The organism is Haladaptatus sp. R4 (assembly GCF_001625445.1).
Classification (GTDB): Archaea; Halobacteriota; Halobacteria; order Halobacteriales; family Haladaptataceae; genus Haladaptatus.
The window spans coordinates 422144-446942 of sequence record NZ_LWHG01000011.1 but is presented as its reverse complement, the minus strand read 5'-3'; the positions used below and the strand labels follow the sequence as shown (position 1 = coordinate 446942).

23 protein-coding genes and 3 pseudogenes are annotated in these 24799 nt (G+C 63.4%); 15 read left to right on the top strand and 11 right to left on the bottom strand.

Going from position 1 to position 24799, the window contains the following annotated elements; translation table 11 throughout:
- The 9 genes from lysX (at position 1) to A4G99_RS05875 (ending at position 10291) form a co-directional block, all read left to right on the top strand.
- Positions 1-861 carry a lysine biosynthesis protein LysX gene (gene lysX / locus A4G99_RS05915; protein ID WP_066140662.1) on the top strand — a complete coding sequence of 287 codons (861 nt, stop codon included), beginning with the start codon at positions 1-3 and terminating at the stop codon, positions 859-861.
- Complete coding sequence (argC, locus tag A4G99_RS05910; protein ID WP_066140660.1) at positions 861-1937, top strand: N-acetyl-gamma-glutamyl-phosphate reductase; 1077 nt, start codon at positions 861-863, stop codon at positions 1935-1937. The genes lysX and argC overlap by 1 nt, the downstream gene beginning before the upstream one ends.
- Positions 1934-2884: an acetylglutamate/acetylaminoadipate kinase gene (locus tag A4G99_RS05905; RefSeq protein WP_066140657.1), complete on the top strand. Its 951-nt coding sequence runs from the start codon at positions 1934-1936 to the stop codon at positions 2882-2884. The genes argC and A4G99_RS05905 overlap by 4 nt, the downstream gene beginning before the upstream one ends.
- The gene (locus A4G99_RS05900; protein WP_066140655.1) at positions 2881-4014 is read left to right on the top strand and encodes an aspartate aminotransferase family protein; all 1134 of its coding nucleotides are present in this window, start codon (positions 2881-2883) and stop codon (positions 4012-4014) included. The genes A4G99_RS05905 and A4G99_RS05900 overlap by 4 nt, the downstream gene beginning before the upstream one ends.
- Positions 4015-4022: 8 nt before the next feature.
- On the top strand, positions 4023-5066 hold the full coding sequence (locus A4G99_RS05895) for a [LysW]-lysine hydrolase (protein ID WP_082837755.1): 1044 nt from the start codon (positions 4023-4025) through the stop codon (positions 5064-5066).
- On the top strand, positions 5063-5956 hold the full coding sequence (argF, locus tag A4G99_RS05890; RefSeq protein ID WP_066140652.1) for an ornithine carbamoyltransferase: 894 nt from the start codon (positions 5063-5065) through the stop codon (positions 5954-5956). The genes A4G99_RS05895 and argF overlap by 4 nt, the downstream gene beginning before the upstream one ends.
- A gap of 63 nt (positions 5957-6019) precedes the next feature.
- Positions 6020-7003, top strand: coding sequence for a CapA family protein (locus tag A4G99_RS05885; RefSeq protein WP_082837714.1), 984 nt, complete (start codon positions 6020-6022; stop codon positions 7001-7003).
- An 89-nt stretch (positions 7004-7092) separates the two neighbouring features.
- The gene (thrC, locus tag A4G99_RS05880; RefSeq protein ID WP_066140646.1) at positions 7093-8352 is read left to right on the top strand and encodes a threonine synthase; all 1260 of its coding nucleotides are present in this window, start codon (positions 7093-7095) and stop codon (positions 8350-8352) included.
- Positions 8353-8602: 250 nt separating this feature from the next.
- Positions 8603-10291: a histidine kinase N-terminal 7TM domain-containing protein gene (locus A4G99_RS05875; RefSeq protein ID WP_066140643.1), complete on the top strand. Its 1689-nt coding sequence runs from the start codon at positions 8603-8605 to the stop codon at positions 10289-10291.
- An 81-nt stretch (positions 10292-10372) separates the two neighbouring features.
- On the opposite strand, the gene A4G99_RS05870 is transcribed toward A4G99_RS05875, so the two are convergent.
- From A4G99_RS05870 to A4G99_RS05850, 6 genes and pseudogenes are all read right to left on the bottom strand, one after another.
- A complete protein-coding gene (locus tag A4G99_RS05870; protein WP_255359050.1) occupies positions 10373-11254 on the bottom strand; it encodes an MFS transporter in 882 nt (293 codons plus the stop codon).
- A 92-nt stretch (positions 11255-11346) separates the two neighbouring features.
- Positions 11347-11457, bottom strand: a pseudogene (locus tag A4G99_RS28605) (hypothetical protein); the annotation flags it as partial.
- Between the two features lie 292 nt (positions 11458-11749).
- A pseudogene (serA, locus tag A4G99_RS05865) lies at positions 11750-13332 on the bottom strand (phosphoglycerate dehydrogenase).
- Positions 13333-13457: 125 nt separating this feature from the next.
- Positions 13458-13976 (bottom strand): hypothetical protein, encoded by a 519-nt coding sequence (locus A4G99_RS05860; protein ID WP_066140640.1) that lies wholly within the window; start codon positions 13974-13976, stop codon positions 13458-13460.
- The gene (locus tag A4G99_RS05855) at positions 13976-14950 is read right to left on the bottom strand and encodes a prohibitin family protein (RefSeq protein ID WP_066140637.1); all 975 of its coding nucleotides are present in this window, start codon (positions 14948-14950) and stop codon (positions 13976-13978) included. Before A4G99_RS05855 ends, A4G99_RS05860 begins: the two co-directional genes overlap by 1 nt.
- A gap of 81 nt (positions 14951-15031) precedes the next feature.
- Positions 15032-15874 carry a hypothetical protein gene (locus A4G99_RS05850; RefSeq protein ID WP_066140635.1) on the bottom strand — a complete coding sequence of 281 codons (843 nt, stop codon included), beginning with the start codon at positions 15872-15874 and terminating at the stop codon, positions 15032-15034.
- A gap of 106 nt (positions 15875-15980) precedes the next feature.
- Here A4G99_RS05850 and A4G99_RS05845 point away from each other — a divergent pair, with 106 nt between their 5' ends.
- The 3 genes from A4G99_RS05845 to A4G99_RS05835 all read left to right on the top strand — a co-directional run bounded on the left by A4G99_RS05845 (position 15981) and on the right by A4G99_RS05835 (position 17622).
- A complete protein-coding gene (locus A4G99_RS05845; RefSeq protein WP_066140632.1) occupies positions 15981-16385 on the top strand; it encodes a DUF5788 family protein in 405 nt (134 codons plus the stop codon).
- A gap of 79 nt (positions 16386-16464) precedes the next feature.
- Positions 16465-17100: a phosphoserine phosphatase SerB gene (gene serB, locus A4G99_RS05840; protein WP_066140629.1), complete on the top strand. Its 636-nt coding sequence runs from the start codon at positions 16465-16467 to the stop codon at positions 17098-17100.
- A gap of 108 nt (positions 17101-17208) precedes the next feature.
- Positions 17209-17622: an Hsp20/alpha crystallin family protein gene (locus A4G99_RS05835; protein ID WP_066140626.1), complete on the top strand. Its 414-nt coding sequence runs from the start codon at positions 17209-17211 to the stop codon at positions 17620-17622.
- Here the strand turns inward: A4G99_RS05835 and A4G99_RS05830 are convergent.
- The 4 genes from A4G99_RS05830 to A4G99_RS05815 form a co-directional block, all read right to left on the bottom strand.
- A complete protein-coding gene (locus A4G99_RS05830; RefSeq protein ID WP_066140623.1) occupies positions 17538-18392 on the bottom strand; it encodes a S1C family serine protease in 855 nt (284 codons plus the stop codon). The genes A4G99_RS05835 and A4G99_RS05830 overlap by 85 nt on opposite strands.
- A 101-nt stretch (positions 18393-18493) precedes the next feature.
- Complete coding sequence (gene metX / locus A4G99_RS05825; protein ID WP_066140620.1) at positions 18494-19687, bottom strand: homoserine O-acetyltransferase; 1194 nt, start codon at positions 19685-19687, stop codon at positions 18494-18496.
- Positions 19684-20991 (bottom strand): O-acetylhomoserine aminocarboxypropyltransferase/cysteine synthase family protein, encoded by a 1308-nt coding sequence (locus A4G99_RS05820; RefSeq protein ID WP_066140617.1) that lies wholly within the window; start codon positions 20989-20991, stop codon positions 19684-19686. The genes metX and A4G99_RS05820 overlap by 4 nt, the downstream gene beginning before the upstream one ends.
- Before the next feature lie 103 nt (positions 20992-21094).
- Positions 21095-21325, bottom strand: coding sequence for a hypothetical protein (locus A4G99_RS05815; RefSeq protein ID WP_066140614.1), 231 nt, complete (start codon positions 21323-21325; stop codon positions 21095-21097).
- 111 nt (positions 21326-21436) lie between these two features.
- Between A4G99_RS05815 and A4G99_RS05810 the strand changes: the two genes are divergently transcribed.
- The 3 genes and pseudogenes from A4G99_RS05810 (at position 21437) to A4G99_RS05800 (ending at position 23013) form a co-directional block, all read left to right on the top strand.
- On the top strand, positions 21437-22015 hold the full coding sequence (locus A4G99_RS05810) for a DUF3267 domain-containing protein (protein WP_066142362.1): 579 nt from the start codon (positions 21437-21439) through the stop codon (positions 22013-22015).
- Positions 22016-22054: 39 nt separating this feature from the next.
- A complete protein-coding gene (locus A4G99_RS05805; RefSeq protein WP_066140611.1) occupies positions 22055-22264 on the top strand; it encodes a hypothetical protein in 210 nt (69 codons plus the stop codon).
- Positions 22265-22426: 162 nt separating this feature from the next.
- A pseudogene (locus A4G99_RS05800) lies at positions 22427-23013 on the top strand (uracil-DNA glycosylase family protein).
- A gap of 137 nt (positions 23014-23150) precedes the next feature.
- Here the strand turns inward: A4G99_RS05800 and A4G99_RS05795 are convergent.
- Complete coding sequence (locus A4G99_RS05795; protein ID WP_223301736.1) at positions 23151-24671, bottom strand: hypothetical protein; 1521 nt, start codon at positions 24669-24671, stop codon at positions 23151-23153.
- Between the last annotated feature and the right edge of the window lie 128 nt (positions 24672-24799).

Genomic DNA, 24799 nt, shown 5'->3' with positions numbered 1-24799 from the left:
GTGCAAGTAGGCATCCTCTACTCCAGGATTCGCCGCGACGAAAAGCTCCTCCTCGCGGAGCTCCGCGAGCGCGGACACGAGGTGACGAAGATCGACGTGCGCAAGCAGACGTTCGATCTGACCGAGCCACCTGAGGCATTCGAGGGGCTCGACCTCGTCGTGGACCGCTGTCTGGCGACGAGCCGGAGCCTCTACGCTACGCAATTCTGCGAGGCGTACGGGGTTCCCGTCGTCAACAGCCACGAAACCGCGGAGGTGTGTTCGGACAAGGCGAAGAATAGTCTCGCGCTCGCGGGCGCGGGCGTCCCCACGCCCGAGACGAAAGTCGCCTTCACGACCGACAGCGCGATGGAGGCCATCGAAAGCTTCGGCTACCCGTGCGTCCTCAAACCCGTCGTCGGGTCGTGGGGTCGCCTGATGGCGAAAATCGACTCGCGCAGTGCAGCGGAGGCGATTCTGGAGCACAAGGCCACGCTCGGCCACTACGAGCACAAGGTGTTCTACGTGCAGGAGTTCGTGGACAAACCGGAGCGCGACATCCGCGTCGTCGCACTGGACGGGAAGCCGGTCGCCGCGATGGTCCGCCATTCGGACCACTGGCTCACGAACGCCGCGAAGGGCGCGAAGACGGAAGAATTCGAACTCGACGCGGAAGCGAAGTCGCTGGTTGAGAAAGCAAGCGACGCCGTCGGCGGCGGTCTCCTCGGCGTCGACCTGATGGAGACCGAGTCGGGCTACACCGTCCACGAGGTCAATCACACCGTCGAGTTCAAGGCGTTGAACGAGGCGGTCGAGACGGACGTCCCCGCCGCGGTCGTCGATTGGCTCGAAACGAAGGTCCCCGCGGAGGTGGTGTCCTGATGGCTACTGCGACCGACGCGGAAGCCGACACGAGCGCCGAGACGCTCTCGGCGACCGTCATCGGAGCCAGCGGGTTCACCGGCGGAGAACTGCTCCGCCTGCTCGCCGGACACCCGAACTTCGAACTCGCACAGGCGACCAGCAGGGAGTACGCGAACAAGACGCTCGGGTCGGTCCACCCGAATTTACGTGCGTCCGACCTGCGCTTTTCGGAACCGAGCGACCTCGAATCGGTGGACGTGCTGTTCGCCGCGACGCCCCACGGCGTCTCGATGGAGCACATCGATTCGTTCCGCGACGCCGCGGACACCGTGGTTGATCTGAGCGCTGACTTCCGCCTCGACACGGAAGAGGAGTACGACCAGTGGTACGACGGACACAGTTGTCCCGAATACCTGGACGAGGCGGTGTACGCCCTGCCCGAACTGACGCGCGAGGAACTGCCCGGTGCGGACCTCATCGCCGCGGGTGGCTGTAACGCCACCGCGACGCTCCTCGGCCTGTCGCCGCTGTTCGACGCGGGAATCCTCTTCGGGAGCGAGCAGGTCGTCGTGGACGTCAAAGTCGGCTCGTCGGAGGGCGGCGCGACGCCGAGCAAGGCGAGCAGCCACGTCGAGCGCTCGGGCATCGTCCGCCCCTACGCGCCGACGGGCCACCGCCACGAGGCCGAAATCGAGGGGATTCTGGGAACGAACGTGTCGTTCACTGCACACGCCGTGGACATGGTTCGCGGAGCCTCCGCGACCTGCCACGTGTTCCCCGATTCGCCCGTCTCGAAGGGAGACCTCTGGAAAGCGTATCGAGAGGCCTACGAGGACGAACCGTTCGTCCGCCTCGTCGCGGGCGGCGGCGGCGTCTATCGCTACCCGGAACCCAAGGCGGTCGCCGGGACGAACTACGCCGAGGTCGGGTTCGAACTCGACCCGACCAATAAACGCATCGTCGTCTTCAGCGCCATCGACAACCTGATGAAAGGGTCGGCGGGACAGGCGGTCCACGCCGCCAACGTCGCGCTGGGATTCGAGGAAACAGCCGGATTGGAATTCGAGGGACTACATCCCGTGGGAAGCCCATGACTGACGAATACAGCCGCGAGGAACTGCTGGCCGCACACGACCAACTCATCGACAACGACAACGACGACGGACTCGTCACGGACGGCGGAATCGTCGAAGATAACGAACCAGACGACGCTCCCGTCGTCGTCAAAATCGGCGGCGCACGGGCGGTGAATCCCGACGGCGCGCTGAGCGACGTGGCGCACCTGACCGCCAACGGGCAGGACGTGGTGGTCGTCCACGGCGGTTCGACCGCCGTGGACGACACGCTCCACGCGCTCGGAGAGGAACCCGAGTACGTCGAATCGACCAGCGGCGTGATGGGCAGATTCACCGACGAGAAAGCGATGGAAGTGTTCGAGATGGTGATGCCCGGCAAACTCAACACCGAACTGACGGCGAGTTTGCAGGGAGAGGGCGTCCGCGCGGTCGGACTGTCCGGCGTGGACGGCGCGCTCCTCACCGGCGCGCGCAAATCCGCGGTGAGAGTGGTCGAGGACGGCAAGCGCAAGATTCGCCGCGGCGACCACTCCGGCAAAATCGAGTCCGTGAACACGGACCTGCTGGAAACGCTTTTGGATAGCGGCTACACGCCGGTCGTGACGGTTCCGATGCTGGCCGACGACGGAACGCCGGTCAACGCGGACGCCGACCGTGCGGCGGCGGCGGTCGCCGCCGCACTCGGCGGCGAACTCGTCGTCCTGACGGACGTTCCGGGACTGCTGGCCGACCCGGACGACGAGACGACGCTCATCGAACAGGTGTCCACGCCGAGCGAGTTGGAGGCGGCGAAATCCGCTGCGGAAGGGTTCATGACCAAGAAAGTCTTGGCCGCCACGGAGGCGCTGGAAGGCGGTGCCGAATCCGTCGTCGTCGCGGACGCGAACAACCACGATCCGATCACGGCGGCGCGGAACGGCCACGGGACGCGGTTTACACCGGCCGCACTGGAGGTGTCGCCATGAGCGGGTTCGTCTACAACGAGAAACCGATCCAAATCGCGAGCGGCGAGGGACCGTATCTCTACACGGAGGACGGAACCGAATACCTCGACTTCGGCGCGAGCTACGCGGTTTCCCCCGTCGGACACTGCCACCCGGAGGTCGTCTCCGCGGTGCAGGAACAGGCCGCCGAACTGCTGTTCGTCCACGCCTCGTATCCGACCGAGAGCCGCGACGAACTGTACGAGAAACTGGCGACGCTCGCCCCGGACGGCCTCGACAACGTCTGGCTCAACAACTCCGGAACCGAGGCGAACGAGGCGGCGCTGAAGTTCGCCCGGAGCGCGACCGGCAACTCGAAACTCGTCGCCGCGAAGCGCGGCTTCCACGGCCGCACGATGGGGTCGCTGTCGGTGACGTGGAAGAAGAAGTTCCGCGCGCCGTACGAACCGCTCGTGGACGAGGTGGAGTTCGTCACCTACGGCGACGAGGAGGAACTGGCCGACGTCGTGGACGACGAGACGGCCGCCGTCATCCTCGAACCCGTACAGGGCGAGGGCGGCGTCAACCCCGCCACGCAGACGTACCTGCAGACGGCCCGCGACCTGACGGCCGACGCCGGTGCCGCGTTGATTTTCGACGAGGTGCAGACCGGACTCGGACGGACGGGGGCCTTCTGGGCCTGCGAACACGCTGGCGTCTCCCCGGACGTGCTCACGACGGCGAAAGGGTTGGCGAGCGGCCTCCCCATCGGCGCGACGCTGTGCGCCGACTGGATAGCCGACGGTGCCGGGTCGCATGGCTCGACCTTCAGCGGAAGCCCCGTCGTCAGCGCGGCGGCGAACGCCACCCTCTCGGTGCTCGTGGACGAGAACCTGCCGGAGCACGCCGCCGAGATGGGCGAATATCTCCGGCACGAACTCGAATCGGCCGACCTGCCCGTGCGCGACGTTCGCGGACACGGCCTGTTGGTCGGCATCGAGGTGAAGCGCGGCGCGAATCGTCTCCTCAAGGAACTCGCGCTGTCGCACGGGATTCTGGCGCTCCCGGCGGGACGGAGCGTTCTGCGCCTCCTGCCGCCGTTGACGGTGGAAGAAAAGCACATCGACGCCGTCGTCTCTGCGCTGACCGACGTGTTAGGAGGCGACGAATGATGGCGAATATGACCGAGACGAATTCGGTCTCACCGGCCGCCGCGCGCGACCTGCTGATAGAACTGGTCGGGATTTCGTCGGTGTCAGGGAACGAAGCGGCGTGCGCCGAGCATCTCGCCGACTTCCTCGAATCCGAGGGGCGCGAGGTCTGGATGGACGACGTTGGCAACGTCCGTGCGCCCGGAGACGGGATTCTGCTCACCTCGCACATCGACACGGTTCCCGGCGACGTGCCGGTAAAGCTGGAGGACGGCATCCTCCACGGACGCGGAAGCGTGGACGCGAAAGGTCCGCTGGCCGCGATGGCGGTCGCTGCGGTCGAAACCGGGGCGAGCTTCGTCGGCGTCGTCGGCGAGGAGACCGATTCGCGCGGTGCGCGCCATCTCGTCGAGGACGCGGACGAGCCAGAATTCGTCGTCAACGGCGAACCCAGCGGCTGGGACGCCGTGACGCTCGGCTACCGCGGGTTCCTCTCGGGAACGTACTCGGCCACGGTGGAATCGGTCCACACCTCACGGCCGGAGCCGAACGCGATTCAGTACGCGACGAAGTGGCTCTCGGGGGTCGAATCCGAATTCGACTCCGACGAGGACGGTTCGACGGTGGAGTCGGTGACCGTGAAACCCGTCTCGTTCGACGGCGGACTCACGCCCGACGGCCTCGCGACGGAAGTGACCGTCGAGATCAAGTTCCGGATTCCGTCCGGGATGACGGCCGACGGGATTCGGTCGGTCGCCGAAGACCACCTCGACGTCGGGGCGGTGTCGTGGAACGAACCGATTCCGCCGACGCTCTCCAGTCCGCGGACGGAACTGGGACGTGCGTTCCGCGTCGCCATCCGGAACGAGGGCGGCGACCCGAGTTTGCTCCGGAAGACGGGAACGAGCGACGCGAACCTCTACGCCGAGGCGTGGGACTGTCCGGTCGTCACCTACGGACCGGGCGATTCGTCGCTCGACCACACGCCCGAAGAACACATCGAACTCGCCGAGTTCGACCGCTCGATTGCGGTGTTAGAGGACGTCTGCGGGAACCTGGAGGTGGCAGCATGACGCGTCACTTCCTCGATGTGGACGACATCTCGCCGGACGAGTTGGCGGAGGTGTTGGCGCTCGCGTCGGAGTACAAGGAAAACGGCTCGCCACCCGAACTCTCGGGACAGACGCTCGCCATGCTGTTCGAGAAGCCCAGCACGCGCACCCGCATCTCGTTCGAGACGGGCATGACGCACTTGGGCGGCCACGGCATCTTCCTCGGCCCGAACGACACGCAACTGAATCGGGGCGAACCCGTCTCCGATACAGGACGGGTGCTTTCGCGCTACGTGGACTTCGTCATGGGCCGCGTGTTCGAACACGAGAGCCTGGTCGGAATGGCCGAGCACGCCACGATTCCCATCGTCAACGGGCTTTCGGACGTCGCTCACCCGTGTCAGGCGCTCGCAGACTTGCAGACGATTCAGGAGCACTTCGGCGGCTTCGACGACCTCACGGTCGCCTGGGTCGGCGACGGCAACAACGTCCTCAACTCCTTCGCCATCGCGGCGGCGACGGTCGGGATGGACCTGACGGTCGCCACGCCGGAAGGCTACGAACCCTCGGAGGATGCCCTCTCGACGGCGGCGAACCGCGGGCCGAAACCAAGCCTGACGAACGACCCGGAAGCGGCCGTGGCGGATGCTGACGTGGTGTACACCGACGTCTGGGTCAGCATGGGCGAGGAGGACGAACGCGAGTCGAAACTGGCCGCGTTCGACGGCTTCCAACTCAACGAGGAGTTGCTCCCCGACTCGATGCCGGTCATGCACTGTCTGCCCGCCCATCGCGGCGAGGAGATTACGGGCGACGTGCTCGAAAGCGACCGCTCGCTGTCGTGGGATCAAGCCGAAAACCGGTTGCACGCACAGAAAGCGCTCTTGGCGTTCCTCGCGGACGCGAACTGATTTTCCTTCGAGCGGGTAGCCTTTTCCCCGTGTCCCGCCAACTACACAGGGGGAAACTGGGATATGACGAGACTCGGGTTTGCGGGGGACGTAATGCTCGGACGGCTGATAGACGAACGACAGAGAGAGCGGAGCGTCTCCGGAATCTGGGGGAACATGGAGGACACCCTGCGCGAACTCGACGGCTTTTTCATCAACCTCGAATGCTGTCTCTCGGCACGGGGCACGCCGTGGACGGACACGTATCGGCCGTTTCACTTCCGAGCCGACCCCGACTGGGCGGTTCCGGCGCTCGAATCGGTCGGCGTCGATTGGGTGAACCTGGCGAACAACCACATTCTGGATTACGGGCCGGACGCACTCGCCGACACGATAGGATATCTGGACGACGCCGGAATCGCCCACTCGGGCGCGGGTGAAACCCTCGAAGCGGCGTGCGCTCCCGCGTTCGTCACCGTGGACGGGTTGGACATCGCGTTCGTCTCGTTCACCGACAACACGTCGGAGTTCGAGGCGGGACCCGACGAACCCGGAACAGCGTACGTGGATTTCGACGTCACCCACCCGCAGGCGGTTCGACTCGTCGGCAACTCGATCGGACGTGCACGGGATGCGGACCCCGATCTGCTTGTGGCGTCGCTCCACTGGGGACCGAACATGCGAACCGAACCGACAGTCGAGTTCCGGGAGTTCGCTCGATGGTTGGCCGAAGAGGGCGTAGACGTCGTTCACGGCCACAGCGCGCACGTCTTTCAGGGCGTCGAAGTCGTGGACGAGACGCTCGTCTGCTACGACACGGGCGATTTCGTGGACGACTACGCGACCGACTCGGAACAGCACAACGACCGGAGCTTCCTCTTCGAGGTCGGTGTGGCGGACGGTGAACTGTCCGACCTCCGCCTCCGCCCCACCGAGATATACGATTTGGCGGTTCACGAGGCCGAACATTACGCGGGAACGTGGAGCGTCCAGCAGATGGACGCGCTCTCATCCGCCTTCGGGACCGAATTCCAGCGCGAGGACGACGACCTCCTCCTCCCGCTGTAGCCCGATTTTACGGGATTCGAATCGGAGACGAGACGCCATCGTTGCCACCGTCCGCGCCTTTTTGAACCCGGAACCCATCGGGTCCGGCAATGAACCTAACGCTCTCGAACCCGACGGCATCGGCCCCCGACAGTGCGGACGACGGCGTCTGGCTCGCCTGTATCGACTGCGAGTGGACCGGCGCGCCGTTCGACGAGATTCGCTATCGCTGTCCGGACTGCGACGGATTGCTCGAAGTTCGCTACGCCGACCACCCGACGTTCGACGATTTCGAGGGACACGGCGTTTGGCGCTACGCCGACGCCCTGCCCGTCGAATCGGGTGTCAGCATCGAGGAGGGCAACACCCCGCTGTACGAGGTGCCGACCATCGAGGACGAGACCGGCGTCAACGCGCTTCGAGTCAAACACGAGGGGATGAACCCGACCGGGAGTTTCAAGGACCGCGGCATGACCCTCGGCGTGAAAGTCGCCGAGAAACTCGGCGTCTCCCGACTCGCCTGTGCGAGCACCGGGAACACCAGCGCCGCGCTTGCCTGCTACGGCGCACGTGCCGGAACCGAGGTGCTGGTGCTCCTTCCCGCCGGAAAAGTGGCCGCCGGGAAAGTCGCACAGGCCAGCCTCCACGGCGCACGAATCCTCGAAGTGGACGGCAACTTCGACGACTGTCTGGACATCGTCTCCGAACTCGCAAATCGTGGCGAAGCATACCTGCTCAACTCGCTCAACCCGTTCCGACTGGAGGGACAGAAGACCATCGGACTGGAGATTATCGAGCAGTTCCGCGACCAGACGGGCGACCTGCCCGACAGAATCGTCCTCCCCGTCGGCAACGCCGGAAACACCAGCGCGCTGTTCAAGGCGTTCCGCGAACTCGTCGCCGCCGGGGAACTCACGTCCGACGAGGTACCCGTGCTGACGGGCGTACAGGCCGAGGGTGCGGCCCCGATGGTCGAAGCCGTCGAGAACGACGCCGACGAAATCCGCCGCTGGGACGAAGTCGAAACCATCGCGACCGCCATCCGAATCGGCAACCCGGTCAACTCCCCGAAGGCGCTTCCCGCAATTCGGGAAACCGGTGGCACCGCCGTCGCCGTCACCGACGAGGAGATAACCGACGCCCAGCGCACGCTGGCACGGGACGGTATCGGCGTCGAACCCGCCAGCGCCGCGAGCGTTGCGGGACTGCGAAAACTCCGTGAGTCCGGCGAAATCACGGCGGACGAGAACGTGGTCTGTCTGACGACCGGCCATCTCTTGAAAGACCCCGACGCAGCCGCCGCGGCGGGTGTCGAACCGGAACCGGTCCCGGCGGACACGGACGACGTGTTGGACCTGCTTCACCGATAGCGCGCAGACCTGCACCACTGATAGCTCGGTCTTCCAATCCGACGACAACCGTGGTCGCAAGTTCCACCGGTCCGGATTAGAACGGCAAATTCCAATTCATCGACAGCTCGATAAATCATTCTTCCCGTCTCGTGGAAATAGCCGATATCGGCACAAGTAGACGCAGGGATCCCATAATTCAGCAGTTGATGAATGTGTGCGATGATTTATCACGCCGAGTACGAAAGATGAACAGCAAAGAAATAGTGAAATGCAAGTCACACTGTCCGTTACTCTGTCGATATTTTCGACGTTCATCATACTCTGTGCTGCCGGATTCACGTGGCGATATCGGGTTCGACCGGGTGCGATACCGCTGTTCGCGTTCACGGTAGCCGCGGCAGTCTGGACCGGAGGAAACGCGCTACAGAACGCGAGCACGACACTGGCGGGGAAGTTGTTCTGGGTCAACGTCCAGTACTTCGGAATCGTCGTCATCCCGATTGCGTGGTTCGCCTTCGGGTGTGAATACACCGGCCACGATGAGTGGCTAACGCGGCGGTCGCTCTCGATACTCTTTCTGTACGCGGGAGCGACGTTGGTACTCGTCTGGACCAATCCGGTCCACCACCTGGTTCGAGCGTCGAGCGGACTCGTCGTCACGGGCGGGGCAATCCGATTGGACCGGACGTTCGGCCCGTGGTTCTGGGTGAGCGTCGTCTACTCGAACCTCGTGGACAGTCTGGGAACGCTGTTTCTCCTTCGAGGGTTGGTGCAAGCGCGTCGGTTCTTCCATGGGCAAGTAATCGCGTTGATCGTCGGGACGATGGTACCGTGGTCGGCCACGGTCCTGTTCTACAACGGCAGGTTACACATCGAACCGGAGGTGTTCTTCGCCGTCACCGCCATCGCGTTCGCCTACGCGATTTGGCATCACAGATTGTTCGACCTCGTTCCGGTCGGTCGCACGACGGTCGTCGAGGAAATCGCGGACGGGGTCGTGGTCATGGACGAAACCGGCCGTCTCATAGACCTGAATCCGGCGGCTACTCGACTGCTCGGCGTTCCGAAGTCCGATATCGGACGACAGTTCGTCGAGATCTGTGCGGCGTTTCCGGCCCTCGTGAGCAGTTATCAGACGGGCCAAGACCCCGAAAATCCGATCATCGCCGACCTCGGTGGCGAACGTCGGTACCTCGATGTACACCACTCGACGTTGTCAGCTTCGGGAACGAAACTTTCTGGAACGGTGCTCATCGTTCGGGACGTAACCGAGTTCGAACGACAAAAGCGAGGCGTAGAGCGACAAAACGAACGGCTGGAGCGGGTCGGCCACACCATCGCTCACGACCTTCGAAACCCACTCAACATCGCGAAGGGGTATCTCGACCTCGAACGGTCGGACGGAGACGGTGAATACTTCGACAACGTCGAACGCGCTCACGACCGGATGGAGGAGATAATCGACGACGTCCTTTCGATGGCTCGCCTCGATCAGGCCGAACGATTCGAAACCCTCGACCTCGCACGGACCGCCGAGCGAGCGTGGGAGAACGTCGAAACGAAGTCCGCCACCGTCTCCATCGAGGTCGGAACCGTCTTCGTTCGAGCGAACGCGGGGCAACTGTCGAGCGTGTTCGAAAACCTGTTTCGAAACGCCATCGAACACGCCGGTCCGACGGCGGCTATCGAAGTCGGGTGGATAGAAACCGAAGGAACGAGCGGCACGCTCTACGTCGAAGACGACGGGGACGGTATCCCACCAACCGAACGAACTCGCGTCTTCGAACACGGCTATTCGACCCGAGCGGGCGGGACGGGTGCGGGGCTTTCGATCATCGCCGACATCGCTGAACGGCACGGCTGGGAGGTGAGTGCGACGGCTGGTGACCAGCACGGCGCACGATTCCACATCAGCGGCGTGCAGGTCGCAACGCCGAAGGAAGAACTCGACCGATAAAATCGATCTCAGGTTTACCACCGGAGTGCGTAGAAGCAGTGCGTCCCGTGGATTCGATCCGGAGACGATACGGTTGGGCGTTCAGGACGATTCCGACCAGCGAGCCAACCCGAACACGATACTCGCACTGACGAGAAGGCACGCGAGCAGTCCGGCGAACGCCGATTCATACCCCGAGTGTCCCGCGACGTAACCGACGTACGTCGCACCGAGACTTCCGAAGCCGATGTAAACCGTTCGCGTTGCGCCGAGGTCCCCGCCCATACTCCCGTCCGGAAACACGTCCATCAGGTGTGCCTGCATGGCCGGTGGGTAGGCCATCAATCCCGCCGCGAAGAGCGCCACGCTCCCGGCGACGGCGAGGGTGCTGTTCGCCATCACGAGGGCGGCGATACCGGCCGTCCCCACCAGGAGCGATCCGGCGGCGACGACGGGGCGGGAAATCCTGTCCCCGAGCGACCCCGAAATCGGCTTCACCAGCGTTCCGACGATGAACAGCGCCGCGAACGCGCTCCCCGCGAGTTCGGGCGAGAAATCCTTGGCCTCCTGGAGAAACGACGGGAGGAATCCCGCGACGGACTGCCAGACGAAGGCGTACAGCGAGTAGGCCACGAGGAGCGCCACGGTTCGACGGTTGGCAAAGCGACGAGCGGTCGTCGTGATGTCCGCCACGACCGCCCGTCCAGCGCCCGCGTCGATGGTCGGTCGGGTGTACGATTCCCGACTCCAGCGGTGGAGCAGGACGAGCGCCAGTATCGCCACCAAGACGACCGGGGCGAACGCGGCCCGCCACGTTGCGACGGCGAGGACGGCCACCGCCAATCCCGCTGCGACGACGCCCCCCGAGTCGCCCGACGCGCCGTGAAGCCCGAACGCCTGCCCTCGGCGGGAGACGAACAGGTCGGAGACGAGCGCCCGCGCGGGCGTCGGATACAGTCCGGCACCGACGCCAGCGACGGCCATGCCGACCAGAAAGACCGCGTAGGTCGGCGCGCCAGCGACGACGTGAACCCGACGGAGAGGAGCGCGAGTCCGGAGACGAGCAGGGTCTTCCGCGAGAAGCGGTCGGAGAGCCGACCGCTCGGATACTGACCGAGCGCGTACAGCGCCCAGAGCAGGGAGAGCGCCATGCCAGCCTGTAGTTCCGTGATGTGGAGTTCACCCATCACGGTCGGAAGCATAGGCGAGAGGACGAGACGACCGGCCTGAATCATCATCCAGCCGACCGAGACGACGAGCAGCAACCGTCCAGAATACCCCGTCACGAGTCGTTCCTCGTGCGAAGTTCGTTCGTCAGATGGGAGAGATTCGACGGAACTCACGGTTCGACGGTGGAATGGGGGCTACTTGAGTCCGGCTTTCTCGGCAGGGGGATGGTCAGCGGGGTTCCGTTGCGATCATCACATCCGCTTCTGGTCCCGTTTTCGTACAAAAAGGTTCGCCGCTGACGATCGCGGTTCAGTTTCCGTTCAGCGCGATGTTCCGCACTTCGATGATGCGCTCGTCGGCTTCGAGCGCTCCTTCGCCGCCGAATTGATCTCGCTGTCGAGGTTGTACACCGACAACGCCTCGCCGCCGTCGGTTTCGCGGGCGTTGAACATGCCCGCGATGTTGATGTCGTGTTCACCGAGGACGGTTCCGACGAACCCGATGACGCCGGGTTTGTCCTGGTTACGGGCGACGAGCATGTGGCCGTGCGGGATGGCGTCCACGCGGTAGCCGTCGATGCGGACGATTCGCGGGTCGTCGTCGGCGAAGAGGGTCCCTTCGACCGAGATGTGTTCGTCGTCGCTCTCGACCGTGACCGTGATGAGGCTCTGGAAGTCGGCGGCCTGGCGGGTCTTGCTCTCGGTGACTTCGACGCCGCGCTCCTCGGCGATCTGCGGGGCGTTGACGGCGTTGACCTGCCATTCGAGCGGTTCGAACACGCCCTTCTGGGCGCTCGCGGTGACGAGGTCCACGGTCTCCTCCGCGATGTCGCCCTCGTAGCCGATCTCGATGCGCTCGATGCGCTCGTCCAGCAGTTGCGTGGCGATCTTGCCCGCCGTCTCCGCGAGTTCGATGTACGGACGGACGCGGGGGAACGCGCTCTCCTCGACGGACGGCGCGTTCAGCGCGTTGATGACCGGTTCCTCGCGGAGCGCGGCGACCACTTGGTCGGCCGTGCTGGTGGCGACGTTCTCCTGTGCCGCCTCCGTGCTCGCGCCGAGGTGCGGCGTGAGGATGACGTCCTCCACGTCGAGCAGCGGGCTGTCCTCGGGGAGCGGCTCCTGGGCGAACACGTCCAGCGCCGCGCCCGCGAGGATTCCGTCGTCCACCGCTTCGGCGAGCGCGTCCTCGTCCACGACGCCACCCCGGGCGCAGTTGATGAGGTAACCGCCCTCGACCTGCGCGAGTTCCTCGGTGCTGATGAGCCCCTCCGTTTCCGGCGTGAGCGGCGTGTGCACCGTCAGGAAGTCGGCACGGGCGAGACAGTCGTCCAGGTCCACCAGTTCCGCGCCGAGTTGTCTGGCGAGGTCCTCGCTGATGTACGGGTCGTACGCGACGAGGTTCATCCCGAGGCTGTCGAGCTTCTTGGCGACTTCCTGCCCGACGCGGCCGAGGCCGACGATGCCGAGCGTCTTGCCGTTCAGTTCCGTCCCGAGGTAATCTCCCTTCGCCCACTCGCCGTCCTTGAGTCGAGCGTGAGCCTGCGGGATGGAGCGTGCGGCGGCGAACGCCATCGCCACGGAGTGTTCCGCGGCGGCGCGGACGTTGCCCTCCGGCGCGTTCGCCACGATGACGCCGTGTTCGGTGGCGGCCTCGATGTCGATGTTGTCCACGCCGATACCTGCACGACCGACGATGACGAGGTCGGAAGCGGCCTCGAACACGTCGCGGTTCACGTCCGTCCCGGAGCGGACGATGAGCCCGTTGGCGTCGGAAACAGCGTTCAAAAGTGCGTCGCCCTCTACGTCGTAGGCCGTCTCTACCTCGTAACCGCTTTCGTGAAGTCGATCAAGACCCGCGTCCGCGATCGGGTCCGTGACGAGTACCTTCATTGCTGGAGAGAATACACCCCACACCCGTTAACCCTTTCTCTCACAGCGAAGATTGCCAATTTATTTTCTTATTTTCACTTTTGAAAAAATATTGGCAATTTGGACCATAATCGCGGTCAGGAAGGTTATTCGCTTCGTTCGTGTCCGCTCGATGTGGACCGTTCGGGATCGTCTCTTTCACGCTTCCCGACAGGTTCGGCCGGTTCTCCGTCCTCACGATTCTCATCGTTCCGGTCGGCTACGACCCTCGTGGATTCGGCAGCGAAACACTCCCGACAGTAGTCGTTGTAACCGCTTTCGACTAACGCGACCGGAACGCCATCGACGACGAGTTCCTTCACGAACCGCCGCCGAACGCCGTTCCCTCCGTGGGTGCCACAGACGTCGCACTCCTCGTCGCCGAGCGAGGTTCGCTCCGCCACGACGCGGCGGCCGATGCCGTACCGACCTCGGTCGTAGGCGCGTTCCGCCCGACTGAGGCGATATGACAGCAGCGCCGCCGGGACGAGAACGACGAGAGAGAGGAGGAGGGCCTTCCAACTCACGAACGACCTGACGACGACGCCGAGGAGCACCGCGAGCGAGGCGAATCCGACCGCGACGAGGACCCACTTCGCCAATCGGGTCGTGGCGTCGTCCGTCATCAGGCCGACGCGTTCGTCGAGTTGTTGGTCGTTCCCGACGGCGAATCGTCGTTCGACCCGCCGATGTTCCGCACGAACTGCGGGTAACCGCCGTCGCCGACCGGGATGTACACCGTATCGGTGTCGTCCAGTTTGTCGATGTACTGCTGCGTGAGGACTTTCTGGTCGAGCGATTGACTCAATATCTGGTTCGCTTCCGCCTCACCGTTCGCCTCTATTTTCTTCCGGTCGGCTTCGAGTTTCTCGACTTCGAGTTCGTTCTCCTTCTGCTGGCGGCGTTGTTTCGTGATCTCCTTCTGTTCGACCGCCTGCTCGTACTGTTTGGGCAGGTTGACCTTCCGAATCTGAACCGCTTCGAGGATGAGGCCGTCACGGCTGAAATCCTTCTTCAGGGCGCTCTGTGCGGTCTGTTTCAGCTTCGTTTGGCCCTTTCCGGTGTAGATTTCGGTCACCGGGAGGGCACCCGCCTCGGTTCGGAGGACGGACCGAATGCTCGGCCGGATGAGTCGCTGTTCCGCGGACCCGAGCGTCCGATAGTTCTTGTAGAACTTCACGGCCTGTCCCGCATCCACGCGATACCGGACGGTGATGTCGATGTCCACGCGGAGTCCGTCCTCCGTCAGGACGGTGATGGAGTCGTCGGTATCGGACTTGCTCCCTTCGCCCTGTTGGCTGGACATCGTGTAGGACTGCGGGCGCGTGGAGAGCGACACGGTGTCCTGTGAAACCGGATTGATGAAGTGGGCACCCGGTTCGAACACCGTTCCCGTCGCCGCACCCCACTTTTTCACGACTTGAACGTTCCCCTCATCAGTGGGCGTCCACGAGAGAAATCCGACCACCGGAGCGGCGATGAGAAGGATGACGAGGACGATGAGGAGGGTGTTGCCGAAGATGCTTCGAAGATCGATATCGGGGATGCTCGGTCCCGAGGAACCGTCAGGGTCTATCGGAATGTCACTATCGGAACTCATTCAGATGTAGCCACATATCTCGACAGATATGTTATAGCTCTTGGTGTTTGTCGCCAGGGACGTGTATCGAAGGGGGTGGGTTCAGAAACAACGGTCCTCCCCGTCGTTCAGCACGACCGAGAGCGTCTCGTCCCCCTTGGTCACGTCGACGCGGAAGCGGAGGGGGTCCGTAGACAGCACCGTTTCGTGTCCGGGACGACAGAAGTCCAGCGTCCAGAACGGCGTCGAGCGAACGTCCGTTCCGTGTTCGGCGAAGAACGAGATTACGTCCGGATGGAAGAGGGCGATGATTCCGACCGGAAACCCGGATTGGAATCCACACCGCGGGCAGTCTGCGTGGTAGTGGTAATGCTCCGGTCGTACGTCGTCACGATGAATGGTCCCGTCGACGTACCCTTCGCATCCGGGACAGATACCGCGGTAGGTCAGTGCGAACTCGTGGTACGACGAGAGCGCGATACGCTCGACGATGGTTTCCTCCGGTCCCGTATCGAGCAAACTCGGCGAACCCGGAAGCAACAGCGTGTGGTCGTCCGTTCCGCACGAGAGACGGAGCGCACCGTCTTCGTAGCGGAAGGTCACCGAATCGCCACAGAAGACGCACTCGCCGGGCGCATCGATCGGACCCCACGTCCAATCCGGGTCGAGGGTGCCGGACGCGATGGCCGAAACGACCTGCATGCCGAAGGACGAGATGCAGTATCCGGCCGGTCCCTTCTCGATGAGGTCACCGAGTCGGTCGAGGTGGTAGTTGAAGTTACCCTTGTCGCGGATGGAGACCGCATCGCGGAGTTCGGAGTATTCGAGCCACGGGTCGGGCGGCGACTCGTGGCACGCGTTCGCCAGCGACCGCAGGATTTCGAACCGGGTCGCGTTATCGACCCGTCCGAGGAGTTCGGTCGAACTCGGTACCTCGTCGCTCATCGTTCGAACGTCGTCCGGTTGGAAAATAAATCGTGGGTGTTTGTCAGATATTTTGGAGTATGTCCGTGCTCCGAACCCCTATCTTGCTGTCAGGTGAAGACGAGATATGAACGAGCGACAGCGGGAGCGACTCCTCGACGAAGTCGACCGCCCCTCGGGAACCATCGGGAAGAGAATCCCCGAGAAGATCACCATCCAAGGAACGACCGTCGACCTGAACGCGTTCGTCTTCGAGTGCAAACGACTCGAAACGATTCCGGACGGCGAACGCGACCGTATCGAGGAGGTGAAACGGCAACTCAAGCGGGAACGCCTCGAACGAAAACACCGGATAGAACGGGACGACATTTCGTACGTAGAGGGCGAGCAACTGGTCGAGAGCATCCGGGGCATCGACCGGGCGTACAACGCGTTGGAGGGACTGGATTCACCGAGTATCGGCGAGCAGATGCGACGGAAGAAGTTGGACGATGCGCGGGAACTGATGACGTTGGTGAGATTGGGACGGTAAGCCGTTCGGGCAGTAGACCGTGGCAATTTCCACGACGACCACACTCCTTTAACAACCAAAAGCGCGAACCTCGATTCGAATGAAGCTAGTCGCGTTCGACTTCGACGGAACGCTTTCGGATTCGGAGATGACGGTCCTGCTCGGGAAACAGGTCGGTGCGGCCGACGAGATGGCCGACATCACCGCTCGTGCGATGAACGACGAAATCAGCTACGCGAAGAGCCTCCGCGACCGGGTCTCCCTCCTCGAAGGGTTGTCGCTGGAGAAGTCCGCCGACGCGTTTTCGGAGGTGACGCTCCGACCCGGCGCGGCCGACATCCTCGACGATTTGGCCGACAAGGAAACCCACGTCGCCATCCTCACGGGAGGGTTCGAACGCGGCGTCAAAGTCGCGCTCGACCGCGAGGGCGTGTCGGTGGACACCATCGTCGCCAACCGAGTCGTGGACGACGGCACGAAACTCACGGGAGAAACCGAGGGCCCGCTCATCGAGGGGACGAAGGACAAGGCGCTCAGGTCGCTCGCCGAGGAACTGGGCGTGGATATGGTGAACACCATCGCTATCGGCGACGGCGCGAACGACCTGCCGATGCTCGAAGTCGCCGGATTGGCCGTCGGCTTCGACCCCAAACCGGCCGTCGCACCCGCCTGTGATACCATCGTCACGCACATGAACGAACTGCACGACGTGTTGGTCGATAAGAACGCTATCTGATCGATATCTGAATCGGAGATGTTGTAGTAGAAGTCCAGAGACGCGTGATATTCCGTATCTCGCTATCTTTAATATCTCAGCGAGCGTCTAATACATTCGGTGATTGTCATGGAACGATACACTCCCTTCGAGGACATGGACCGAATGTTCGAACAGATGCGCGCCCGCATGTGGGGCGTGAGCGACCTGCGGCAGGACCTACAAGGCCACTCCCACGGCGGCACGCACTTGGACCTGAAAGAGCACGACGGTGAATTCATCCTCGTGGCCGACCTCCCCGGATTCGAGAAGGAGGAAATCGAAGTCTCATTCAACGACGACGCGCTGACTGTCGCCGGAAAACACGAGGTGTCGGGTGACGACTTCAACCGTGCCCGCGAACTCTCGGAACGCGTGACCCTGCCCAAGTCGGTCGAAAAGGACGGCATCGAGGCGACCTACCGCAACGGCGTCCTCGAAGTCAGACTCCCCATCGCCGAGACGGAAACCGACGACGGTGACCGCATCGAGATTTCGGACTGATTTTTTCGGGCGTCACGGACGAGCGGCGGCACCGTCTTTCGGAGCATCCGCGACGAGATTGCGAAGCCGAGGTTCTCCCCGCCGACGATTCCGGCGGTGTTGACGCCGACGACCCTGCCCTCACAGCTTACGAGCGGGCCGCCGCTGTTACCCGGGTTGATGGCCGCGTCGGTCTGGACGACGCCTGAAATCGTCGCCCCGTGGCGCGACGGCAGCGTCCGATTCACCCCGCTGACGACGCCCTCCGTGATGGTTCCCTGCAAGCCGAGCGGGCTTCCGAGTGCGGCGACGGCTTGCCCGGGTTCGGCCTCTCCTTTTGCGATCGGGAGAGTATCAACGTAGGACGGAACGTTTCGAACCCCCAGTACCGCGAGGTCGCGCTTCGGTGCGGTGCCGACGACTTCCGCATCGCGCATCTGTCCGCGATTGAACTGGACGCGAAGACGAGTTGCACCGGCGACGACGTGGTTGTTCGTGACGATGTAACCCGTCGAACCCGAGCGTTCGTAGACGAACCCCGAGCCTTCGCCAGCGCCGCGCGGCGTTCGGACGCCGACGGAGACGACCGAGTTGATGCTCCGGTCGTAGAGCGCGGGGAAATCACAGGTCGCGGTCCGTCCTCCCGCCTGCGTTTGCGTACCCCCCACCTGCGTACCCTGCGTTTGCGTATCCTGCGTCTGCGCGGTCACGTTCGGAACCAACGCGACGCTACCGAGGGCGAGCGAAACCACGACGAGTGCGACGAGCGGCCGCGACGGTCGATTTCCCATCCCGAACGTTGGACGACACGAATGTTAATGAGTGCCACGGCCGACGCGATGCGGCCCGCGTCGGGGTCACAAGGGAGAGACGGCGGAAAATCGGATTCGACTCACTGTGCGAACAGACTGGCGTGAACCGGCGCGAACCGTCCGGCGTCGTTCGACAGGAATCGCCGAATCGGCGGGCCGACGAGTTCGGGTTCGGCGAGAAAGGCGTCGTGGCCGTGGTTGCTGTGGAGGGAGCGGTGCGTGACTTCGACACCGGCGCGTCGAAACGCGTCCGCGAGGTGGTCGGACTGTTCGACCGTGAAGTGCCAGTCGCCGGAAAACGAAACCACGAGCGCTTCCCCGTCGAACTTCGAGAGGGCTTCGGCGTCCGAATCACAGTCTCCGGCGAGGTCGTAGTTCTCCATGGCGTTCGTGAGGTGGAGATAACTGTTGGCGTCGAATCGTTTGACGAACTTTTGTGCTTGATAGTCGAGATAACTCTCGACGTCGCGGTAGGAGTCGGCCGCGAAGTCGGCGGTTTGGCCGTCGTTCTCCCCGACGCTGGACGGGAACGACCGGGGCCGACAATCGGCGAGGTCCCGGCCGAACTTCTCGTCCATCGATTCCTTCGAGAGGTAAGTGATGTGACCCAGTTGGCGAGCCAACGCGAGGCCGGAATCGGGATGGTCAGGGTAGTAATCGCCACCCTGCCAGACGGGGTCGGACGTGATCGCTCGGCGTGCGACCGCCGATAGACCGAGCAGTTGCGGGTCGAGGCGCGCCGCCGTGGCGACGGGAATCACGCGCTCGACGCGGTCCGGGTATCGCTTCACCCATTCGAGGGCGTTCATGCCGCCGACGCTCCCGCCGATGACCGCGCGAAGTCGGTCGATGCCGAGGTCGTCGAGCAGTCGGCGCTGGGCGCGCGTCCAGTCGCCGACGGTGACGGTCGGGAAGTCGGAACCGTACGGTTCGCCCGTCTCCGGGTTCGTGCTCGTCGGGCCGGTGGTTCCGTAGCACGATCCGGGGACGTTCGCGGCGATGACGAACTGTTCGTGGGTGTCGATGGGTTTGCCCGGGCCGACGACCTCGTCCCACCAGCCTTCGCCCTGTCCGTCCACCGCCCCGGTGACGCGGTGGCTTCCGGTCAGCGCATGGCAGACGAGGACGGCGTTGTCGCCAGTGAACTCGCCGTGGGTTTCGTACGCGACTTCGAGTTCGGGAAGGCGCTCGCCGCACTCGAACTCGAACGAACCGAGCGAGCGTGACGATCCGTTCGAAATTCCGTCGGCCGACGAGGTTCCCGAATCGGTCATCGTGTCGGTTCCTCCGTTCGTGTCGTTGTCGCCGTCTCGATTGCCGCGTCGATGTCGGCGAGGATGTCGGCCGGGTCCTCGATGCCCACGGAGAGTCGAATCAGGTCGCGGGTGACGCCCGCCGCGCGCTGTTCGTCGGGCGAGAGTTGTGCGTGCGTCGTGCTCGCGGGGTGAATCACGAGCGTCTTCGCGTCCCCGATGTTGGCGAGGAAGGAGGCGAGTTCGACGTCCTCGCAGAACGTCTTGCTGGCCTCAAACTCGCCGAGGCCGAAGGCGATCATACCGCCGAATCCACCCGACAGATACCGCTCCGCGTTGTCGTGCGTGCGGTGGTCGTCGAGGCCGGGGTAGGCGACCCACGACACGTCCTCGTGGTCGGCGAGGTACTCCGCGACGACGGCGGCGTTCTCGCAGTGGCGGTCCATTCGAAGCGGGAGGGTTTCGAGTCCCTGTAGGGTCTGCCACGCGTCGAACGGGGATTGCTGGTTACCGAGGCTTCGAACCGAACGGAGTCTGGCGGCGGCGGCGAGCGGCGCGTCGGAGAAGTCCTCGGAGAAGTTCACGCTGTGATACGCGGGGTTCTCGCCGCCGATTTCGGGGTAATCGTCCGCGTCCCAGTCGAAGTCGCCGCCGTCCACGAGGACGCCGCCGACCGTCGTTCCGCTCCCGTGGAGCCACTTCGTCGTCGACTCCCAGACCGCGTCCGCGCCGTGTTCGAGCGGGCGACACAGCGCAGGGGTGGCGAAGGTGTTGTCCACGACCAGCGGAACGCCGTGTTCGTGGGCGATGTCGGCCACGCGTTCGAAATCCGGCGTGACGAGCGACGGGTTGCCGACCGTTTCGACGTGGACGAACGCCGTGTCGTCGTCGATTTGCTCCTCGTACGCCTCGTAATCGAGCGTGTCCACCAGACGGGCGTCGATTCCCCGGCGGGACGCGGTGTGAGAGAAGTAGGCCGTGGTGCCGCCGTAGGTGTCGGTGGAGAGGACGACGTTGTCACCCGCTTCGGCGAGGACCAGCGTCAGGGAGTCCAACGCGGCCATGCCGCTCGCGGTGGCGACCGCACCCGTTCCGCCTTCGAGCGAGGCGATGCGGTCCTCCAGCATCTCGACGGTCGGGTTGCTCAGGCGGGAATAAATGTGGCCGTCCCGCTCCAGCGCGTACAGTTCGGCGGCGTAGTCGGCGGTTTCGAACGCATAGGACGTGGTTTGATAGAGTGGGGGCGCAACCGCCCCTGTCGCGGGGTCCGGACGTTGCCCCGCATGAACGCTCCGAGTATCGAACCGGGGCTGGTCGTTGCTCATGTGTAGTACGCATATTTCCCCAGAATTTTATAACCAATAGTTACGGCAACCTTTGCAGATCGTGCGAATCGATGTCACAGGGTGAGGAGTCAACCGTTCGAACTCATTCGTATTTCGGAGTGAGACGCACGAGCAGTGCCGCGAGGGCGACAATCCCGCCGCCGAGGAGGACGATAAGCGTCGATCCGTTCCCGGATATGGAAACGGTACCGACGACGAAGCGGGAGATTTCGATGACGAACAGGAGGATAACCGCCGCGGTGAGCCAATTCAGCTTTCGACGTATCGCCGCGAGGCCAGAGTCCGGAGCGGATTCGGAATCGGGGTCGGCCATGCGTGAAGACGGTCGTCTTTTCGACATAATTCCACCGAATCGATGGGGTCGACCGTCGCCGTCCACGGCCGTCACGAAAGGACGAAGGCCACCGACCGCCATTCCAGCACAATGAGCGCGCCGGACACCCCCGCCGGATATCGACCGCCCGAACCGTTCACCTACCCGTCGGGATTCCTGGGGGTCGCCTCGGTCCTCGCCCTCGTCGGTTCCGTCGTCGGGTTCGGTGCGATCCTCTGGGTGTTTCAGGGACGGCCAGAAGGCGGTTCGATCACCTTCGGCCTCGTCGAACTGGTCGTCGCGTTCCTCACGGTGATCGGTACGTTCGTCATCCACGAAGCGATTCACGGGGTCGTCTTTCGACTGCTTGGTTACCGCGTCTCCTTCGGGTTCGCTGCAAGCGTCCCGGCGCTCTACACCGCTGCGTTCGACCAGTTCGTCACGCGTCGAGACAACCTGCTCACCGGAGTCGCTCCGCTCGTCGTCGTGACCGTCGTGGGGATTCCCCTGCTCGCCGCGCCGATTCCCATCGCGCTAGTGGCCTATCTCGCCCTCCTCGTCAACACCTCGGGCGGGGTGGGCGACTGCTACATGGCGTGGCGGCTATGGCGACTACCCGACGGGACGCTCTGTTACGACGCCGACGTCCGGCACAGCTACCTCTTCCGTCCTGCGAACCCCGAACCGTGAACGACACCGCTATAGCCCCCGAAAAACACGTACGAACCGATGCGAAAGCGAACGTTCACGTTGCTCGGCCTCGGCGCGTTCGCGCTCACTATCGTCAGTTTCGTTCTGCTCGGCTTCGGACGACTCCTGCTCTCCTACCGAACCGCCCGTTACCTCTCCGCACCGACGATGTTCCTCGCCTTCGCGCTTCTCGTGGGACTGTTCGTCTACTCCGTGCTAGTGTACGTCGGCGTCGCTCAACTGGAGTAAGAAAACCATCGGCGAGTACCGATTCACACCATCTCGCAAGAATCCCACCATCTCGTAACCGTCGTCGAAAGTGACGAGTACGGAGCGTCCACTCCCGTTCTCCGCGCGCTTGTGGCGGCGTAGGCCGAGGTTACTTAGTGTGTCCCGTTCGTTCGAGCGAGCATGGGAACGATGGATGGCTTGAACGTCACCGACTGTACGCGCTGTTCGGCGCTGGTCGAGTGTCGGAGCCAAATCGTCAACGGAGTCGGCCCGGAGGACGCGGACGTGTTGTTCATCGGGGAAGCACCGGCGCACGGGAAGACGAGGGAGGCGAACCGTTCGTCGGTCGGAGCGGGTCGGTGCTGGACGAGAAACTCCGCGACAGGGGGCTGTCGCGGGCGGACGTTCGAATCACCAACTGCGTGCGCTGTCGGCCGCCGGAGAACCGCGACCCGACGAAGGAGGAACTCGGGAACTGCTGGGAGTATCTGGAGCGGGAAATCGAACTCGTCGATCCAGAGGTCATCGTCACGCTCGGGAAGGTACCGAGTCAGCACGTCCTCGACAGGGACGTGGCCGTGACGAACGAAGCAGGATCGATAGAAGCCGTCGAACTCGGCGGGGCAAAACGGGACGTGCTCATCTGTCTACACCCGGCGGCCACGCTCTACGACCGGAGTCAGGAGTCCACGTTCGAGAACGCGCTCGACAAAGCCGCGACGATGGCGGGGTCGAACGGCGGCCAGTCGAACCTCGGCGATTTCTGATTTCGGACGGGAAGAGTGTCGTCACTAGGGGTCTGGGAAAATAACGGAAAGAAAACGATCACGGAGGCGAATGAAGCGTCGTGGCGGAGACGAATGTCAGCGTTACCTATGGCGGAGTCGACTGAACCGGGGTCGGTTCAGTCGCACTTTTTGTGGTGTTTGCGCTTGTGGTGGCGCTTCTTCCCGTCGCGGCAATCGTCGTCGTGGTGGTGGCGTTTCTCGCCGTCCTTGCAGTCGTCGTTCGGGTCGTCCTGGTCGTTCTCGTTGCCGGAATTCGATTCGGCGTACTGGACGTTTTCGTTTCGCTGGTAGTTCAGCTGTTCCGCCGTCGCGGTCCCGTCGTTCGCGGAGAAGGCGACGGCGCTGTTCTGTTCGTTCACGTTCAGCTGTCTGATGTACTGTTCCTGCTCGACTTCGGAGAGGGCGGTCTGTTCGTTGACCTGTTTGCCGCCGTTGTCGTAGGCGACTGCCCACGAACCGTCGCCCTTCGCGTCCGTACCCTTGGTCACGCCGTCGAGCTTGTACCAGCCGTCGTCGACGTTGACGGAGGTCGCCGACGCGATCTGTGCGTTGAAGTTGCCCTGGTAGCTCGCCTGCGTGGCCTTCGATTCGCTGTTACTGAGCGCGATAGCGACCGCGGCTTTCTGGGAGCTCCTGTTGAGCTGGCTGACGGCTTGGAACTGATCGATGTTGGATTCAGCACCCTGCTCGTTCGCCTGCGCCGACCCGTCCGAGCCGCATTTCACGTCCGAGTCCGAGTAGTCGCCGGTCATGTTGGCCGTCGCCATGAACTCGTCGACGAGTTTCGGGTCGAAGTTCAGCGCAGCGGCGCTCGCTATCTGCTGGTTCCGGTTGAACTGACAACTCACCTGCCACGCTTTCGCCTTGCTGGTGTCGCCGACGGCGACTGCGACGGCGACGCCCTGTTGGTTGTAGTTCAGTTGGTCGACTTCCTGTGACTGATCGACGGACGAGTCGGCGCTCTGGTCGTCGCCGTCGCCGACGTTCGCCGCGAGGGCTTCGGCGTCCTGAACGTTCTTGTTGATCTGGAAGCTTCGCTGGTACGACCGGGCGTAGCTGCTGTCCTCGGCGAGAGCGATCGCGAAGTTCTGGCTGCTGATGTTGGCCTGTTCGACGTCCTGTTCCTGATCGATCTCGGCTTCCGCGTGCTGTTCGCTTTCGTACTCGTGGTCGCTGACGACCCAACCGGAGAAGTCGCGTGACTCCGTCTCGTGTGCGAAGACGATGTACACGTCCTTGAGGTCGGTGAACGTCCGCTGTTTTTCTTCAGCGCTCGCGTTGATCGACCACGCTTTCCCCACCTGCTCGTTCTTGTTGTGCTGGTAGGTGCGCTGAATCGCGCTGGCGTTCCCACCGTCGATCGAAATTGCGACCGCCTTCTGCTGCTGGTTGACGTTCAACTGGGAAACGTCCTGATACTGGATGACATCCGATGAGGACGTCTGTGAACTCGAATGCACGTCGCCCTTGTGATCCGCGAGCCACGATTCGAGGTCCGTCGAGCTGGTGTCCACGCCGAAGATGAGATAGACGTTATCCCCGTCCGCGTGAACGGTGTCGCCCGATACGGCGTTCGCCACACCGGGGACCCTGCTAACAGCACCGGCAGTGATACCGGCAGCCGCGATTCCTTTCAAATAACCTCTGCGTTTGACGTTGTCGAGAGAGCGGTTGTTTCCTCGCATAGCGCATCCTGGTAAAACAGCGATTCACATTTCGTTATGAGCTACCTGATGAGAATACTAATCCAGTAGGAGCTCACTAT

Excerpts from the sequence above, each read along its gene's own strand:
- argC (WP_066140660.1), top strand. The coding sequence starts at position 861 with ATGGCTACTGCGACCGACGCGGAAGCCGACACGAGCGCCGAGACGCTC.
- A4G99_RS05875 (WP_066140643.1), top strand. The coding sequence starts at position 8,603 with ATGCAAGTCACACTGTCCGTTACTCTGTCGATATTTTCGACGTTCATC.
- A4G99_RS05820 (WP_066140617.1), bottom strand. The coding sequence starts at position 20,991 with ATGAGCAACGACCAGCCCCGGTTCGATACTCGGAGCGTTCATGCGGGG.
- thrC (WP_066140646.1), top strand. The coding sequence starts at position 7,093 with ATGAACCTAACGCTCTCGAACCCGACGGCATCGGCCCCCGACAGTGCG.
- A4G99_RS05815 (WP_066140614.1), bottom strand. The coding sequence starts at position 21,325 with ATGGCCGACCCCGATTCCGAATCCGCTCCGGACTCTGGCCTCGCGGCG.
- A4G99_RS05845 (WP_066140632.1), top strand. The coding sequence starts at position 15,981 with ATGAACGAGCGACAGCGGGAGCGACTCCTCGACGAAGTCGACCGCCCC.
- A4G99_RS05850 (WP_066140635.1), bottom strand. The coding sequence starts at position 15,874 with ATGAGCGACGAGGTACCGAGTTCGACCGAACTCCTCGGACGGGTCGAT.
- A4G99_RS05835 (WP_066140626.1), top strand. The coding sequence starts at position 17,209 with ATGGAACGATACACTCCCTTCGAGGACATGGACCGAATGTTCGAACAG.
- A4G99_RS05905 (WP_066140657.1), top strand. The coding sequence starts at position 1,934 with ATGACTGACGAATACAGCCGCGAGGAACTGCTGGCCGCACACGACCAA.
- A4G99_RS05830 (WP_066140623.1), bottom strand. The coding sequence starts at position 18,392 with ATGGGAAATCGACCGTCGCGGCCGCTCGTCGCACTCGTCGTGGTTTCG.
- argF (WP_066140652.1), top strand. The coding sequence starts at position 5,063 with ATGACGCGTCACTTCCTCGATGTGGACGACATCTCGCCGGACGAGTTG.
- A4G99_RS05870 (WP_255359050.1), bottom strand. The coding sequence starts at position 11,254 with ATGGCCGTCGCTGGCGTCGGTGCCGGACTGTATCCGACGCCCGCGCGG.
- A4G99_RS05855 (WP_066140637.1), bottom strand. The coding sequence starts at position 14,950 with ATGAGTTCCGATAGTGACATTCCGATAGACCCTGACGGTTCCTCGGGA.
- A4G99_RS05805 (WP_066140611.1), top strand. The coding sequence starts at position 22,055 with ATGCGAAAGCGAACGTTCACGTTGCTCGGCCTCGGCGCGTTCGCGCTC.
- A4G99_RS05885 (WP_082837714.1), top strand. The coding sequence starts at position 6,020 with ATGACGAGACTCGGGTTTGCGGGGGACGTAATGCTCGGACGGCTGATA.
- A4G99_RS05895 (WP_082837755.1), top strand. The coding sequence starts at position 4,023 with ATGACCGAGACGAATTCGGTCTCACCGGCCGCCGCGCGCGACCTGCTG.
- A4G99_RS05810 (WP_066142362.1), top strand. The coding sequence starts at position 21,437 with ATGAGCGCGCCGGACACCCCCGCCGGATATCGACCGCCCGAACCGTTC.
- A4G99_RS05900 (WP_066140655.1), top strand. The coding sequence starts at position 2,881 with ATGAGCGGGTTCGTCTACAACGAGAAACCGATCCAAATCGCGAGCGGC.
- serB (WP_066140629.1), top strand. The coding sequence starts at position 16,465 with ATGAAGCTAGTCGCGTTCGACTTCGACGGAACGCTTTCGGATTCGGAG.
- A4G99_RS05860 (WP_066140640.1), bottom strand. The coding sequence starts at position 13,976 with ATGACGGACGACGCCACGACCCGATTGGCGAAGTGGGTCCTCGTCGCG.
- metX (WP_066140620.1), bottom strand. The coding sequence starts at position 19,687 with ATGACCGATTCGGGAACCTCGTCGGCCGACGGAATTTCGAACGGATCG.